Origin of the sequence: Actinokineospora sp. NBRC 105648, assembly GCF_030269645.1 — a bacterium.
GTDB lineage: Bacteria > Actinomycetota > Actinomycetes > Mycobacteriales > Pseudonocardiaceae > Actinokineospora.
Map to the genome: position 1 here is coordinate 49,785 of NZ_BSTR01000031.1, position 13,260 is coordinate 63,044.

A 13,260-nucleotide genomic window follows, 5' to 3' on the forward strand; every position below is an offset into this window, starting at 1 on the left:
AGCAGATCACCCATAGGCGAACCACCGCCAAGATGGTCAGCACACCCGTTCCGTGCGCGAGCAGGGCGGCGTCCCACCGATCACCGCGATGCCCACCGACCTCCACCACCCCGACGCCATAAGAGACAACCGGCGCCCATCGACCACCTCGGTCACCCACGTGCCTCCCCCGACAGGGAGCGAAGTCCAACACATCGGAGTGGGGGCGGGGTTGAACGAGCGTTAACCTCACCCGCGACACAGGTACAGGGCGAAGGGAACGCACATGCAGATCGACGGGACCGCGGCCATCGTCACCGGGGGTGCCTCCGGGCTCGGTGGGGCGACCGCGCAGGCGCTCGCGGCCAAGGGCGCGTCGGTGTTCGCCTTCGATCTGCCCGCCGCCGTGGCGAACGCGCCCGAGGTGGCTGGGGTCACCTACCTGGCCACCGATGTGACCGACCCCGAGCAGGTCCAGGCGTCCGTGGCCGAGGCGTCGGGGGCCGCGGCGCCGTTGCGGATCGTGGTGAACTGCGCGGGGATCGGGCCGTCGGCGCGGATCCTGTCGAAGAAGGGGCCGCACGACCTCGGGTTGTTCCGGAAGGTCATCGAGGTCAACCTGATCGGCACCTTCAACGTCGTCACCCTCGCCGCCGCCGCGATCGCGCGGACCGAGGCGCTCGAGCACGGGCAGCGCGGCGTGGTGATCAATACCGCCTCGATCGCCGCGTTCGACGGGCAGATCGGGCAGGCCGCGTACGCCGCGTCCAAGGGTGGGGTCGTCGGGCTGACCCTGCCCGCCGCGCGGGACCTGGCCAGTTCCGGGATCCGGGTGGTGACGATCGCCCCCGGCATCATCGACACCCCGATGCTGGCCACGGTCAGCGAGGAGTTCCGCGCGGCCCTGGCCGAGGGGGTGCCGTTCCCCAAGCGCCTGGGCAAGCCCGAGGAGTACGCCGGGCTGGCCCTGTCGATCATCGATCAGGACTACCTCAACGGCGAGGTCATCCGCCTGGACGGATCCCTGCGGATGGCCCCCCGCTAGCCCCTAGTGCCCCCGGTCGATCCACTCCTGCAGGTGCGGTGACTCGGCCGCGATCGTGGTCGAGTGACCGTGGCCGGTGTGCACGATCGTCTCCCCCGGCAGCGCCAGCAGCCGCTCGGAGATCGAGTCGATGATCGTCGGGAAGTCGCTGAACGAGCGCCCGGTCGCGCCCGGCCCGCCCTCGAACAGGGTGTCGCCGCTGAACACCACGCCCAGCTGCGGCGCGTAGACGCACACCGCGCCCGGCGCGTGGCCCGGCGTGTGCATGACCTCGAGGAAGACACCGCCGACCTCGAACTGCTGGCCGTCGTGCAGCGGCTCGTAGTCGGCGTCGGGGTAGACGCGGCGCCACAGCTCCTCGTCGGCGGGGTGCAGGTGGACGAGGGCGTCGGTCGCCTCGGCGAGGTCCTGGGCGGCGTTGATGTGGTCGTCGTGGGCGTGCGTGCAGATGATCGCCACCACCCGCCGGTCGTCGACGGCGGCGAGGATCTCGTCCGGGTCGTGCGCCGCGTCGATGATCACCACCTCGGAGTCGTCGCCGACCAGCCACACGTTGTTGTCGACCTCCCACGTGCCGCCGTCGAGGCTGAACGTGCCGGAGGTGACCACGTGCTCGACGCGGTGCGACATCAGAGCACCACCACCGAGCGCAGGACGTCGCCGCGGTGCATGCGCTCGAACGCCTGCTCCACGCCGTCGAGGTCGATCGTCTCGGAGACGAACGCGTCGAGGTCCAGGCGGCCCTGCTGGTAGAGGTCGACCAGGTACGGGAAGTCGCGCGAGGGCAGGCAGTCGCCGTACCAACTGGACTTGAGCGCGCCGCCGCGGGAGAAGAAGTCGATCAGCGGCAGCTCGACCGCCAGCTCCGGCGTCGGCACGCCGACCAGCACCACGGTGCCCGCCAGGTCGCGCGCGTAGAACGCCTGCTTCCAGGTCTCCGGGCGCCCTACCGCGTCGATCACCACGTCCGCGCCGAAGCCGCCGGTGAGCTCCTGGATGGCCGCCACCGGGTCACCGGACTTGGCGTTGACGGTGTGCGTGGCGCCGATCCCCTTGGCCCACTCCAGTTTCCGGTCGTCGACGTCCACGCCGATGATCGTGGTCGCCCCCGCCAGCCGCGCGCCCGCGATCGCCGCGTCGCCCACCCCGCCGCAGCCGATCACCGCGACGCTGTCGCCGCGGCCGACGCCGCCGGTGTTGATCGCCGCGCCGATACCCGCCATCACACCGCAGCCGAGCAGCCCGACCGCGGCCGGGGACGCCGTCGGGTCGACCTTCGTGCACTGTCCACTGTGGACGAGCGTCTTCTCCGCGAAGGCCCCGATGCCCAGCGCGGGCGAGAGCGGCGTGCCGTCGGCCAGCGTCATCGGCTGGGCGGCGTTGTGGGTGTTGAAGCAGTACCACGGCTTGCCCTTGACGCAGGCGCGGCACTTCCCGCACACCGCGCGCCAGTTGAGGATCACGAAGTCGCCGGGCGCGACGTCGGTGACGCCCTCGCCCACGGTCTCCACGATCCCGGCCGCCTCGTGCCCGAGCAGGAACGGGAACTCGTCGTTGATCCCGCCCTCGCGGTAGTGCAGGTCGGTGTGGCAGACCCCGCACGACTGCACGCGGACCACGGCCTCACCCGGCCCGGGGTCGGGCACCACGATCGTCTCGACGCTGACCGGTTGTCCCTTGGCGCGGGCGACGACGCCCCGTACCTGCTGCGGCATGCATGCTCCTCATCGAGTCGGCTCGGTGCCAACGGTATTCGAGGCCCCATCCGCCTGCGCGCCAGATGCCCCGGGGCTAGATGTCCCCCACGTACGGGATCTCCATGACCGCGGGCGAGGTCATCCAGGCGCGCAGCGCGAACGTGGCCCGCACGTCGTCCTCGTTGTACTCCAGCAACCGCTTGCGCTGCGGCAGTTCGGGCACGCCACCGTCCAACCCGACCGCGTCGCGGTACCAACGCATCGAGTTCTCGCCGCCCGCCTCGGGGTCGCGCCACTTGAACCCGGCGACCGGGGCGATCGTCTTGAGCCCCTTGCCGTGCGAGCACAGGAAGTACTCGCGGACGCTGCCGAACAGGTCGAACCACTGGTCGGACTCGATGAAGTTGAGCACCTCGCGCCGCGAGGGCATGCCGGGGTACTGGCCGAACCGCTTCACCGAGGCCAGCAGCCAGCGGTTCTCGGCGAGCTCGTTGTAGCAGTAGGCGCGGAAGGTCAGCCCGCGCTCGGCGGCGGCGCGCCGGATCCCGCTGAGCCACTGCCAGAACTCGGCGAACGAGCGGGCCTCGTCGTCGGTGGGCAGCGGCTCCCAGCTGACGAACGCGCGGTAGCCGTGCGGTTCGCCGACGTCGGCCCCGCTGAGCAGCGCGCCCCACAGGTACGCGCCCGCGTCGCCGAAGCTCTCCATGTCCACGTCGACCTCGACGTCGGCGCGCGGCACCCCGACCGAGACGGTGCGCCGCACCACGGTGAGGTCGGCCAGCCACGCCCGGGCCAGGCCGACCGCGTCGTCGAGCGGCATGCCCACCAGCGGCGGCAGGTCGCGGTCGCCCGGGTCGACCAGGGCGAGCTCGTCGACGGTGGTGACCCCGGCGGCCCGCAGCATCCCGGCGTCCTCGCCGCGCACGACCAGGCTGACGTCGCGCGCGTCCAGCAGGGCCGCCTCGCACACCTGCCACCACGGGCAGCTGCGGCACTCCACGATCCGCGACGGCTCGGCCAGCGGGTGCGCGCCGGTCGCCGCCGCGGTCGCGACCGCCACCCGGTCTGCGAACCGGGAGTCGTACTCGGCCAGCGCGGTGCGCCCACCCGGCCAGGTGGGCGCCTCCAGGTCGTGCCAGACGACGATGTCGCCCTCGAGGCCCACGACGCCCGCGAGCGCGTGCCGCTCGTCGGCGAAGCCACCGGCCTGCAGGAGCCTGCGGGTGTGCGCGAGGCGCAGCTGGTCGCGCGGCTGCGGGCGGACCTTGTGCTTGGGATCGGGACTGCCACCCACCTCGGCGAGGTCGGTGAGCACGGACGTGCGCGCGCCGGAACCGGGATCGATGGTCTTGTGCCGGACCACCAGGACCGGCACGTACCCACCGGCGGTGCGCACCAGCAGGTCGATCGCGCCGCGCCTGCTGGTGGCCTGGTCGCGCGGGAGCTGCGGGGCCCAGATGAAGTCGCGGCCCGCGCGCAGCGCCTCGACCGTGGCGGCCTCGCGCTCGGCGGCGCGCAGCTCGGGCCCGGTCGGGATCTCGTGCCAACGGTCGCCGAACCGCGCGGCGAGCTGGTCGGCGACCGCCCGCCGGTGCGCGGTGGCGTCGGCTTTGCGCAGCTCAGCGGTGGGGTCGGGGGCACCGCGGGGGGCATCGCGCATGGCCGGGTCGTGCTCCAGGTGCACACGACGCCTGCAGCGGCTCACCACGCCGGCGTCGAGGAGCACCGTTGTAGTCACACACCGCAGCTTAGTTGCGGTGGGCGACGAACCCGAGACGGCCGGCGTGCCCAGCCGGATCACCGCCAGTAGGTTCTCCCCATGGCGCGGAAGAAGGCAGCGGGCTCGCCGCGGGTCACCCCGGGCAAGGCCAAGAACGCGATCGCGGTGGCGAAGGTGCTCGGACCCGTCGTGCTGCCGGTCGTCACCCCGTACGTGGTCAAGACCGCCGCGGCGGTGCGCGACCGCTGGGACCGGCGGAAGGCGCGGCGGCTGGGCGTCGCGGTCGACGACCTCGGCCAGTACAGCGGTCGCGGCGGGTCGCTGCACGCGCGGATCGCGGGCGCGGCGAGCGGGCTGACCGAGCTGCGCACCAAGCGCGACGCCAAGCCCGAGGACGTGGCGTTCGCCGACGAGGCCGAGGGCAAGCTCCGGCAGCTGGCCGCCGCCGTGCGGGCCGCCGAGCGGATGCCGACGCCGCGCAGGCGGGCCGCGCACCGGGCGGTGGGCACCGAGCTGGACGCCATCGAGGAGCGGTTGCTGCACGCCCTCGGCGTCTGATCAGGTGGGACTTGGCGGCGGGGTGGTACAGGCCACTGGACACCGCCGAATACGCTATGGGGTTGTGCCCCCCGGTCGAGTGACACCGCCTCGCGCTTTCCGCGCGCTGCGCGGCGTCCTCTTGGGGCTGTCGACCTCGACGTTGGCCGTCGCCGCGCACGGCATGGCCGGTGGTGGCGTGCCGGACACCGCGGTCACCCTGGCGCTCACCGCGCTGGTGGCCTGGGCGGGCACAGCGCTGGCCGACCGCCGCGGCGGCCTGGTCGCGACGCTGGCGCTGCTGGGTGTCAGCCAGCTGAGCCTGCACGTGTTGCTCACCGATATCACCGACCCGCACGCGGGGCACCTGCACGCCGCGGGCGTCAGCGACTCCCTGATGGTGACCACGCACGTGGTCGCCACCGTGCTCAGCGCGGTCTTGCTCACCGGCGCGTCCCAGGCGTTGACCGCAATCGCTGCCGCGCTGGCGGGGCTGGTGCGGGCCATCGCGATCACCGCGCCGCCGATCGCGCCCGCGCCCGCGGCCACGACCGCGCCCATCGCCGTCGCGCCCGGGCATCTGCTCACCGTGGTCCTCCGCGTGGTCTGCGGCCGCCGCGGCCCCCCGCTCCCCTCCTGATCCCCGACACCCCCGAACGGGTCCGACACTGGGCCCGCCCTCTCGTGCACATCAGGAGAACCATCCCCATGTCGACTCATCGTTTCGTCGCGCGCGCGGGCGTCCTGCTCGCCGTCGCGGGCACCGCCGTGTTGTTCGGCACCGGCGTCGCCTCCGCGCACGTCACCGCCAAGGTCATCGGCGAGACCGCCGCCCAGGGCGGATACACCAAGATCACCTTCCGGGTGCCGAACGAGGACGCGAGCGCGGGCACCGTCAAGCTCGAGGTCAAGTTCCCGGCCGAGTACCCGTTGGCCTCGCTGCGCACCAAGCCGCTGGCGGGCTGGACCGCGGCGATCGTCAAGGCCAAGCTGGACAAGCCGATCACCTCGCACGGCACCGAGATCACCGAGGCGGTCAGCACGGTCACCTGGACCGCCGCCCCGGGCACCCGGATCGGCCCCGGCGAGTTCGCCGAGTTCGAGGTCTCCGGCGGCGCGCTGCCGACCAACACCGAGCAGCTCGTGCTGCCCACCACCCAGACCTACGACAGCGGCAAGGTCGTGGCCTGGGACGCCCCGCCGCCCGCCGCGGGCGCCGAGGAGCCGGAGCACCCGGCACCGGTGATCAAGCTGACCAAGGCGGACGCGGGCGACTCGCACGACGCGGTCGCGCCCGCCGCCAACGCCACCGACACGCACAAGGAGGCCGCGGCGGCCTCCTCGGGCGCGGACAACACCGCCCGCTGGCTCGGCGGCGCGGGCTTGGCCGTCGGCGCGCTCGGCCTGGGGCTCGGCGCGGGCGCCACGCTGCGGGCGCGGCGCGCGGTGGCCGCGGCGAAGGCGGGCGAGTAGCGGATGCGGACCCTCGGCCGAGCCGTCGGCGCGCTGGTGGTGGCCCTGTTCGCCGTGGTCGGCCTGGCCGGTCCGGCGCTGGCGCACAACCAACTGGTCTCCAGCAACCCGGCCGACAAGGCGAGCCTGGAGACCGGGCCCGGCACGATCGAGTTGACCTTCGACCAGCCGGTGCAGGCCGGTGAGAACCTCAACACGCTCGTGGTCGTGGGTCCGGCGGGCAAGGACCAGTGGCAGGCCGGAAAGGCGGCGGTGCGCGGCAACGTCGTCTCCGCCCCGCTCCGCCCGCTCGGCCCGGCCGGGGAGTACCGCGTCGGCTACCGGATCCTGTCCGCCGACGGCCACCCGGTGACCGGCGAGATCAAGTTCACCCTCACCAAGGCGGGCAACGGCACCCCGGCGCCCGCCGAGGAGGTCGCGCAGGACACGGGCACCCCCGCGGCCTCGACGCCGGACGACGGCGGCGTGCCGGTGTGGGTGTGGATCGGCGGCGCCGTGCTGCTGCTCGGCGCGGGCATCGTGCTGGCCATGCGACTCGGCGGTTCGACGCCGTGAGCCAGACCCGGACCACCGCCACCGCGCGCCCGCACCTGGTGGCCGTGCTCGTCGCCTGCTCGGTCGTCGGCGTCCTCATCGGGCTGACGATCGTGGCGACCGAGCCGGTCCCCGGGCTGCCGGAGCCGGGGGCGGTGGTCCGGGTCGGCCTGCCGGTGGTGCGGGTGCTGCTGGACATGTCGGCGGTGATCACCGTCGGGCTGTGCCTGCTGCCGCTGGTCATCGGCTTCGACCGGCCGAAGCTGGCCGAACCGGTGCTGGCGGTCGCCCGCCGGGTGGCGATGGTGGCCGCCCTGGTCTGGGCCACCGCCGCGCTGGTCGCCCTGGTCCTGCAGACCGCGGAGCTGAAGCCGGGTCAGAACGTCTCGGCGGCGGCGGTGCTGGAGTACGTCGACACCGTCGGCGCGGGCAAGGCCCTGCTGTTCGTGGCGATCTTCGCCCTGATCAGCTTCGCCCTGTCGCTGTGGTCGGTCCGGGTCGGCGAGTTGGTCCCGGCCGAGCTGCGGGCGGCGGTCGCGATGTTCGCGCTGCTCCCGCTGCCGGTCACCGGCCACGCGACCAACTGGCGCTGGCACGACTTCACGATGATCTCGATGGAACTGCACGTGCTGAGCGCGGCGGCGTGGACCGGCGGACTCGGCGCGGTGGTGGTCCTGCTGTCGGCCAACCGGACCCTGCTGGCCCTGGCCCTGCCGCGCTTCTCCAGGCTCGCCACGATCTGCCTGCTGGTGGTCACCGCGACCGGGGTGTTCAACGGTGCGGTGGAGCTGCTGGTGAACCCCACCCACTCGCTGTGGACGGCGCTGTTCACCACCAGCTACGGCGTCCTGCTGGTGCTGAAGACGGCTTGCCTGATCGGCCTGGCCGCCCTCGGCGCCACCATCCGCTGGCGGCTGATGCCCGCGATCGCAGCGCACCAGCGCACGGCGCTGCTCGGCTGGGCGACGATGGAGCTGGGCATCATGGGCCTGGCCTTCGGCTTCGCGGTGATCCTGAGCCGGGCCCCGGTCTCCTGAGTTCACGCTCCGGCCCCCGGCCGCCTCTTAGTGATCGACAGCGTCCTGTCGACCAGTGAGGTGCACCGTGAACGAGACAGTCGGGCTGCTCGGCGTGGTGGTAGCGGTCCTGAGCCACGGACTGATCATCTGGCGGGCGGTCGCCCGCGACCGGCGGGCCCGTGAACGCGCACGGGTGAACGGGTTGCGGGCCCTCGTCCGCACCGCGCGCTCCCGCCCCGGCAGCGCCAGGTGATCGCCTGGGCGGCGGACGGCTACCACCCCGAGGAGATCGCTGCGGTGCTGGACCTGCGGGAGGACAACGTGCGCGCCAACCTGCACAAGGCCCGCCGGGCCCTGACCGGCTTGCTCGGGGACGAGTCATGACCCGCGACCCGCACGAGCGCCTGGTCGCCGACGTCGCCGAGCACCTCGACCTGGGCACCGGGCTGCACGCGATCACCGGCGCCGACCCGCACGCGACCCTGGTCGCCGACCTCGCCTGCGCACTCGACGTCGAGGTTGGTCTCGCCGCGATCGCCTGCCCCACGATTCCGCCCCAACGGTCGGTGGCCATGGACGCGGCACCCCGGCGGCGCTCAACCCAGGGGCTGCCCGTCCTGGTCGCCGGGTTGGTCGCGCTGCTGGTGTTGCCGTTCTTCCACGACGGCTGGACACCGGTCCTGCAGCCGGGGGTCGCACCCGAGGCACTGCCACCCTCGCCAGGTCCAACCGCGGTGGTGGTCGGGGCGCTGATCCACAAGGAGTTGTCCACAGCTGTGGACAATTCTGCCGAGTTATCCACAGGTTTTCGGCTGAAAGTGCGTTAACCGGGGCGTTCGGCGCGGTGGGCGACCGCTCGGCGTTCGACCTGGTGAGTGGGCAACCAAAATCGGAGGGCGGATAGCCCGAACGGGCCAACGCCAAGTGGTCAGTCCCGCTCGGTGAGGTGCGCGGCGGTGGGGCGGGCGGCGCGGAGTTCGGTCAACCGCGCGGTCGCGCGCCTGCCGCGGTGGTCGAGTTCGCGGTGGCTGATCCAGCCGTTGGCGTAGTGCCGGTAGGCCTGGGCCAGCAGGACCAGCTCGGCCAAGTGATCCGCCGCGCGTTCGCGGGCGTCGGCGGGCAGGCCCGCGACGCAGGCGAGTTGGTTGTCCACAGCTCGGTCGAGGACACGAGCGGACGCCAAGGCGCGCTCGGTGCGCTTACCCCGGATCGCGGTACGCAGGAACCCGCTCACTGGCCACCCCATGGGACGTAAACACGCGGTAGTGCTGTCGCACTGCCCCTGGCGTCGTTCACAATGCGCACGCCGTTACCAGTTACATACCGCCATCCGGCCTAACAAACCGGTTCACGTGTAGCGCGACCACCGTGCCGACGTGTCACCCGTGCGGAAGTCCCGGAGGCGTCTGAGCAGCTCAGGGCGCACTTCCGGGCTGCTGTTCATGATCGGCAGCACGCTGGTGATCAGCTTCAGCTCGCGGACCTCGCGCAGCACCGGGAAGCCCGCCCACCCGGCGACGTCGAAGCCGTAGCCCTCGGCCAGCTCCCGGTAGCGGGCGGCCGGTTCGCCGAAGCGGCGCACGCCGACCGCCAGCGGGGTGAGGTCCCACTCGGGTGGGCCGACGCAGCTGGAGTCGAAGTCGCACAGCACCGGGCCCGCCGCGGCCGGGATGAGGTTGCCCAGGTGGGCGTCGCCGTGCACGAACCCCCTGGGCAGGGCGAAGTCCAGCCCGTCGAGCCGCTCGCCGACCTGGTCGCAGCGGTCGCGCAGGAACGCCAGCTCCTCGCCGTCGAGGCCCTCGGCCTCGCCCAGGCGCCTGCGCACGTCGTCGAGCGGGTCCCAGGCGGGCAGGGTGGGCGGCGGCAGCGAGTGCACCGTGTGCAGCAGTCTGGCCAGGTCAGCGGCGTGCGGGACGCGGTCGAAGTCCGGGACCGCGTCCCAGACGGTCGCCGCGTACTCCCCCACGAACACCGGCTGGTCGAACCCGTCCACCAAGCGCACCGCGGGGACCTCGTTGTCGGCGAACCACCGCGCCACCCGGACGACCTTGCGCACCCGGTGGCGCAGCGCCACCGACCCCACGATCCGCACCACGACCGGCTCGTTCGCCAGTCGGAAGACGGCGTTGTTGGTGAACCGCAGCAGCCGCGCGCCGGTGTGGTCCAGGCCGATCAGGGCGCAGATCTCGGCCAGCGCGCCGCGCAGGTTCTCCCTGGTGAACAACCCGTCCGTGGCCACCGGTGCCCACTGCGCCTCGGCCGCCGGGATCCCGGTCAGGCCACGCTCAAATTGGTTATCTGGTCGGCGAGGTCACGCGCGTCGGCGTTGTTGCGCCGCTTGTTCGCCTCGGTCAGCAGCGGCTTGAGCCGGTCCTTGACCCGGGTCGACTTGAGGTTCTCCGCCAGCTCGACCGCGGCCCGCCCGATCCGGGCGCCGTGGTCGATGTCGCCCTCGAGCATGTGGTTGGTCGCCAGCGCGCTGAGGTTGAACGCCTTGCTGCGGGTGAACTCGTCACCGTAGGAGTCGATGGCCTTGGCCAGCGCCGGGATGGCGAACTTGGTGTGCGTGGGGTCCGAGGTCTGCGCCAGCACCGTGTGGACGGTGCCGATCATGGCGTAGACGTCGGTCTCGTTGAAGAACTTGACCCAGTCCTCGGCCTTGGAGTGGTCCGCCCGGGCGAACTCGTCGCGGGTCCGGCCGATGAGCTTCATCGTCTGGTCCTTGTGGCCCATCAGCGCGTACGCCCACGCCTGGTTCGCGCAGATGACCGCCACGGCCAGCTCCGAACCGGACTCCTGGGCGGCGATCTGGCCCAGCTGGAACATCTTCAACGCGTCGTCCGGGGACTCCTTGTGCAGGTAGACCCGGCCCATCCGGTAGAGGATGTTCGCGACCAGTGGTTCGCTCTTGCCCGCCTTGGCCAGCTCCAGCGCCTTGCCGAAGTGGTTGCGGGCGGAGTCGGTCAGTCCGATGTCGAACGAGGTCCACCCGGCCAGGTTGTGCAGGTCGGCCAGGGCCACGTGCAGGCGTTGCTTGACGTGCTCGGGGCCGGACGCCCCCAGCATCTGCTGGCCCCAGGACAGCTGCGCGACCACGGCGTCGCGGCAGAAGCCGCCGCCGTACTGGTAGTCCAGCGAGCGCAGTGCCCTGGTGGCGGCCTCCACCTGGCGGACATCGGTCATGCCGATCCGGCCGGGTGCGGGGGTTTGGACTGGGTTGGCGACCCACGACCCGGAGTTGGTGCCCAGCACGTTCGCGCCCACCGTGACGGCGGCCGCGTGTGCCAGGAACTCCCGACGCTTCACCTCTTCGCTCTCCTCAGGCTGTGAGGCCTCGCGCGTCACCGCGACACGAACAGCGGTGACCTCGTCGTAGGCCAGGCCCATATATCCCCTGGGGACGCCCAGCCCGTCGGCGATCCTGGCGAGCACGTCGTAGGCCATCACCTGACGACCCTTGAGGATCTCCGACACCTCGGACTGCGACTGGCCGGTCATCGCCGCGATCTGGCGCTGCGACACGCCGGTCCGGCGAAGCAGCCGGTACACGGAACTGACCTCCCGCGCGGCGAGCGCGGCCCGCATCTCGGGTTCCTCCCACGTGTCCGGAGTAATGGGAGAACCCGTCGATCCGATCGAGTTCATTCCGGCCCCTCACAGTCCGCTGGGCGTCAAACGCAGAGTAAGCGCACTTCACGGGCGGCGAGAAGAGCGGATCGGCGAACCTGATCGGTCGGGCCGAACTTCCGTGACCGCTTACCGTGAAACGACCGCCGATCGGCGCTGCGACGCTCCAATCTCGTTCCTCACGCCTCAATGTAGTTCGTTGTAAGCGTACGAGCACGGAGGGAAACCGAGAACCGTGGAACTGCTCCGGTCGGCCACCAGCCCGGTGGCGGCACAGCCCGCTCGCCGGGCCGACGATCGCGGCGAGCGCCACGCGCCCTTCCACGGTGACCTGCACGGCTCAGTGGGTGAACGCCGCGTCTGGCGGATCAGCTGCGGTGACGTGATCAACCGCGACCGGTGCCTCACCGTGCTCGTGGAGAAGAACAAGGTGGTCCTGGTCGGGCCCCCCGGTGAGACGGCGGTCCTGACCTCCGGGCAACTCGGCCAGTTGCGGACAGCCCTCCAAGAAGCCGCCGAACAGGCGGAAAGGTGACGGTGACGTTGAGGTGGACGAGATACTCGGCCAGGTCCTGCGCAGCGCCGTGTGGGAACGACTGGACATGCTCACCGAACTGGCCAACCGCGCGGACGCCCCGTCGCTGCTGTCCGTAGCCCGATCCGAACTGCCCCGGCTGACCGAGGGCTGGCGGGCCATGCTCGCCGCGCACGAGCCGGACGAGCGGGGGAACTGCCCGGTCTGCTCCAGCCGCTGGCGCCAGCAGAAGGCGCCGTGCTCGGTCTGGCGGGCCGCCTACGAGCACCTCGTCGCGGGTGGCCTCGCGCCACAACACACCGCGCGGCACGCGAACGACGCAGGCGCGAAGGCCAAGGCCACGCCGCCGCGTCGGTTGACCGCGACCGCGCGCTAACCGGGTCCCACGGGACTCCGCCGTTCCCCCGGACGCCGCGGAGTCCCGTGGGGCCGGGGTCGGTCCAGTCCTGGGTGGGGTGTGCTCACGGAGAGCGTGAGCCGGTGGGACTGGACCTCTGTGTCTTGTGGGGGCCCAGCCCCCACGCCCCGGTCGGCGGGCTTTGCCCCCGAACCCCCACACGGGGGTGGTTGCGTTGAGGGGACCACTCACTGAGGGTGGGTGAGGTGGGTTCGGATGTTTGGGGACCTGCTGGCGGGTTCGGTTGTTCGGGACGTGCTTGTGGCGCGGTTTCTGATGGTCGGCCCGCTGGGGCCGTTGGTGGTTCTGGGGCGCTGGCGGGTGGGGCTGTGGGTTTGAGTGGTGTGCGGGGGCGGGGGGCGTAGGTGGGGGCGTTACCTGGAGGGGTGTGGGTCCTGTTGGGACGTGCGCCCATTGGGGTGGTTTTGTGTAGTGGGGACTGGACCTTCGTCTGGGGTGGCGGGGTGTGGGTTTGGGTTTGATCTTGTTGTTGTGTGGGGTTTGATTCCTCACCTCGTAGATTTGACCTGGCTTTGTGTCAGGTTGTGATGCTCCGCGGGCCGGTGCTGTGTGCTCTTGTTCCCCGACCGGCGCCGGTCCGCGGTACCACTCCTCGGTTACCAGTTGGTAATTTGTGAAACTGGTTCCCTTAAGTGGTCATCGGACCGCTTCGCGCGTCTCTCTCAGTCGTTGGACC

At 71.8% G+C, this 13,260-nt stretch carries 17 protein-coding genes; 11 read left to right on the plus strand and 6 right to left on the minus strand.

Annotation, left to right across the window (positions count from 1 at the left end):
* The first annotated feature begins 265 nt into the window (after positions 1 to 265).
* A complete protein-coding gene (locus QSK30_RS24135; protein WP_285506026.1) occupies positions 266 to 1,024 on the plus strand; it encodes an SDR family NAD(P)-dependent oxidoreductase in 759 nt (252 codons plus the stop codon).
* Positions 1,025 to 1,027: 3 nt separating this feature from the next.
* On the opposite strand, the gene QSK30_RS24140 is transcribed toward QSK30_RS24135, so the two are convergent.
* The 3 genes from QSK30_RS24140 to QSK30_RS24150 all read right to left on the minus strand — a co-directional run bounded on the left by QSK30_RS24140 (position 1,028) and on the right by QSK30_RS24150 (position 4,468).
* Complete coding sequence (locus QSK30_RS24140; protein WP_285506027.1) at positions 1,028 to 1,654, minus strand: MBL fold metallo-hydrolase; 627 nt, start codon at positions 1,652 to 1,654, stop codon at positions 1,028 to 1,030.
* Positions 1,654 to 2,739, minus strand: a complete 1,086-nt coding sequence (locus QSK30_RS24145) for an S-(hydroxymethyl)mycothiol dehydrogenase (protein ID WP_285506028.1) — start codon at positions 2,737 to 2,739, stop codon at positions 1,654 to 1,656. Before QSK30_RS24145 ends, QSK30_RS24140 begins: the two co-directional genes overlap by 1 nt.
* A gap of 76 nt (positions 2,740 to 2,815) precedes the next feature.
* Positions 2,816 to 4,468 (minus strand): TM0106 family RecB-like putative nuclease, encoded by a 1,653-nt coding sequence (locus QSK30_RS24150; RefSeq protein WP_502871879.1) that lies wholly within the window; start codon positions 4,466 to 4,468, stop codon positions 2,816 to 2,818.
* Between the two features lie 72 nt (positions 4,469 to 4,540).
* On the opposite strand from QSK30_RS24150, the gene QSK30_RS24155 reads away from it, so the two are divergent.
* The 8 genes from QSK30_RS24155 to QSK30_RS24190 all read left to right on the plus strand — a co-directional run bounded on the left by QSK30_RS24155 (position 4,541) and on the right by QSK30_RS24190 (position 8,831).
* Positions 4,541 to 4,999, plus strand: a complete 459-nt coding sequence (locus tag QSK30_RS24155) for a DUF6474 family protein (protein ID WP_285506031.1) — start codon at positions 4,541 to 4,543, stop codon at positions 4,997 to 4,999.
* Positions 5,000 to 5,078: 79 nt separating this feature from the next.
* On the plus strand, positions 5,079 to 5,618 hold the full coding sequence (locus tag QSK30_RS24160; protein WP_285506032.1) for a hypothetical protein: 540 nt from the start codon (positions 5,079 to 5,081) through the stop codon (positions 5,616 to 5,618).
* Between the two features lie 68 nt (positions 5,619 to 5,686).
* Positions 5,687 to 6,451 carry a YcnI family copper-binding membrane protein gene (locus QSK30_RS24165; RefSeq protein WP_285506033.1) on the plus strand — a complete coding sequence of 255 codons (765 nt, stop codon included), beginning with the start codon at positions 5,687 to 5,689 and terminating at the stop codon, positions 6,449 to 6,451.
* A 3-nt stretch (positions 6,452 to 6,454) separates the two neighbouring features.
* The gene (locus QSK30_RS24170; protein ID WP_285506035.1) at positions 6,455 to 7,006 is read left to right on the plus strand and encodes a copper resistance CopC family protein; all 552 of its coding nucleotides are present in this window, start codon (positions 6,455 to 6,457) and stop codon (positions 7,004 to 7,006) included.
* Positions 7,003 to 8,022 carry a CopD family protein gene (locus QSK30_RS24175; RefSeq protein ID WP_285506037.1) on the plus strand — a complete coding sequence of 340 codons (1,020 nt, stop codon included), beginning with the start codon at positions 7,003 to 7,005 and terminating at the stop codon, positions 8,020 to 8,022. Before QSK30_RS24170 ends, QSK30_RS24175 begins: the two co-directional genes overlap by 4 nt.
* A gap of 67 nt (positions 8,023 to 8,089) precedes the next feature.
* Positions 8,090 to 8,257 (plus strand): hypothetical protein, encoded by a 168-nt coding sequence (locus QSK30_RS24180; RefSeq protein ID WP_285506038.1) that lies wholly within the window; start codon positions 8,090 to 8,092, stop codon positions 8,255 to 8,257.
* The gene (locus QSK30_RS24185; RefSeq protein ID WP_285506040.1) at positions 8,254 to 8,388 is read left to right on the plus strand and encodes a hypothetical protein; all 135 of its coding nucleotides are present in this window, start codon (positions 8,254 to 8,256) and stop codon (positions 8,386 to 8,388) included. Before QSK30_RS24180 ends, QSK30_RS24185 begins: the two co-directional genes overlap by 4 nt.
* Positions 8,385 to 8,831, plus strand: a complete 447-nt coding sequence (locus QSK30_RS24190; protein WP_285506041.1) for a hypothetical protein — start codon at positions 8,385 to 8,387, stop codon at positions 8,829 to 8,831. Before QSK30_RS24185 ends, QSK30_RS24190 begins: the two co-directional genes overlap by 4 nt.
* Positions 8,832 to 8,932: 101 nt before the next feature.
* Here the strand turns inward: QSK30_RS24190 and QSK30_RS24195 are convergent, their stop codons facing one another.
* The 3 genes from QSK30_RS24195 to QSK30_RS24205 all read right to left on the minus strand — a co-directional run bounded on the left by QSK30_RS24195 (position 8,933) and on the right by QSK30_RS24205 (position 11,649).
* Entirely contained in the window at positions 8,933 to 9,238 is a 306-nt protein-coding gene (locus QSK30_RS24195) for a hypothetical protein (RefSeq protein ID WP_285506042.1), read from the minus strand.
* Between the two features lie 114 nt (positions 9,239 to 9,352).
* Positions 9,353 to 10,243 carry a phosphotransferase enzyme family protein gene (locus QSK30_RS24200; protein WP_285506044.1) on the minus strand — a complete coding sequence of 297 codons (891 nt, stop codon included), beginning with the start codon at positions 10,241 to 10,243 and terminating at the stop codon, positions 9,353 to 9,355.
* A gap of 35 nt (positions 10,244 to 10,278) precedes the next feature.
* Complete coding sequence (locus QSK30_RS24205) at positions 10,279 to 11,649, minus strand: helix-turn-helix transcriptional regulator (RefSeq protein ID WP_352231611.1); 1,371 nt, start codon at positions 11,647 to 11,649, stop codon at positions 10,279 to 10,281.
* 217 nt (positions 11,650 to 11,866) lie between these two features.
* On the opposite strand from QSK30_RS24205, the gene QSK30_RS24210 reads away from it, so the two are divergent.
* Both QSK30_RS24210 and QSK30_RS24215 read left to right on the plus strand, forming a co-directional pair.
* Positions 11,867 to 12,166 carry a hypothetical protein gene (locus QSK30_RS24210; protein WP_285506047.1) on the plus strand — a complete coding sequence of 100 codons (300 nt, stop codon included), beginning with the start codon at positions 11,867 to 11,869 and terminating at the stop codon, positions 12,164 to 12,166.
* Positions 12,167 to 12,179: 13 nt separating this feature from the next.
* Positions 12,180 to 12,542: a hypothetical protein gene (locus tag QSK30_RS24215; RefSeq protein WP_285506049.1), complete on the plus strand. Its 363-nt coding sequence runs from the start codon at positions 12,180 to 12,182 to the stop codon at positions 12,540 to 12,542.
* The last annotated feature ends 718 nt before the right edge of the window (positions 12,543 to 13,260 follow it).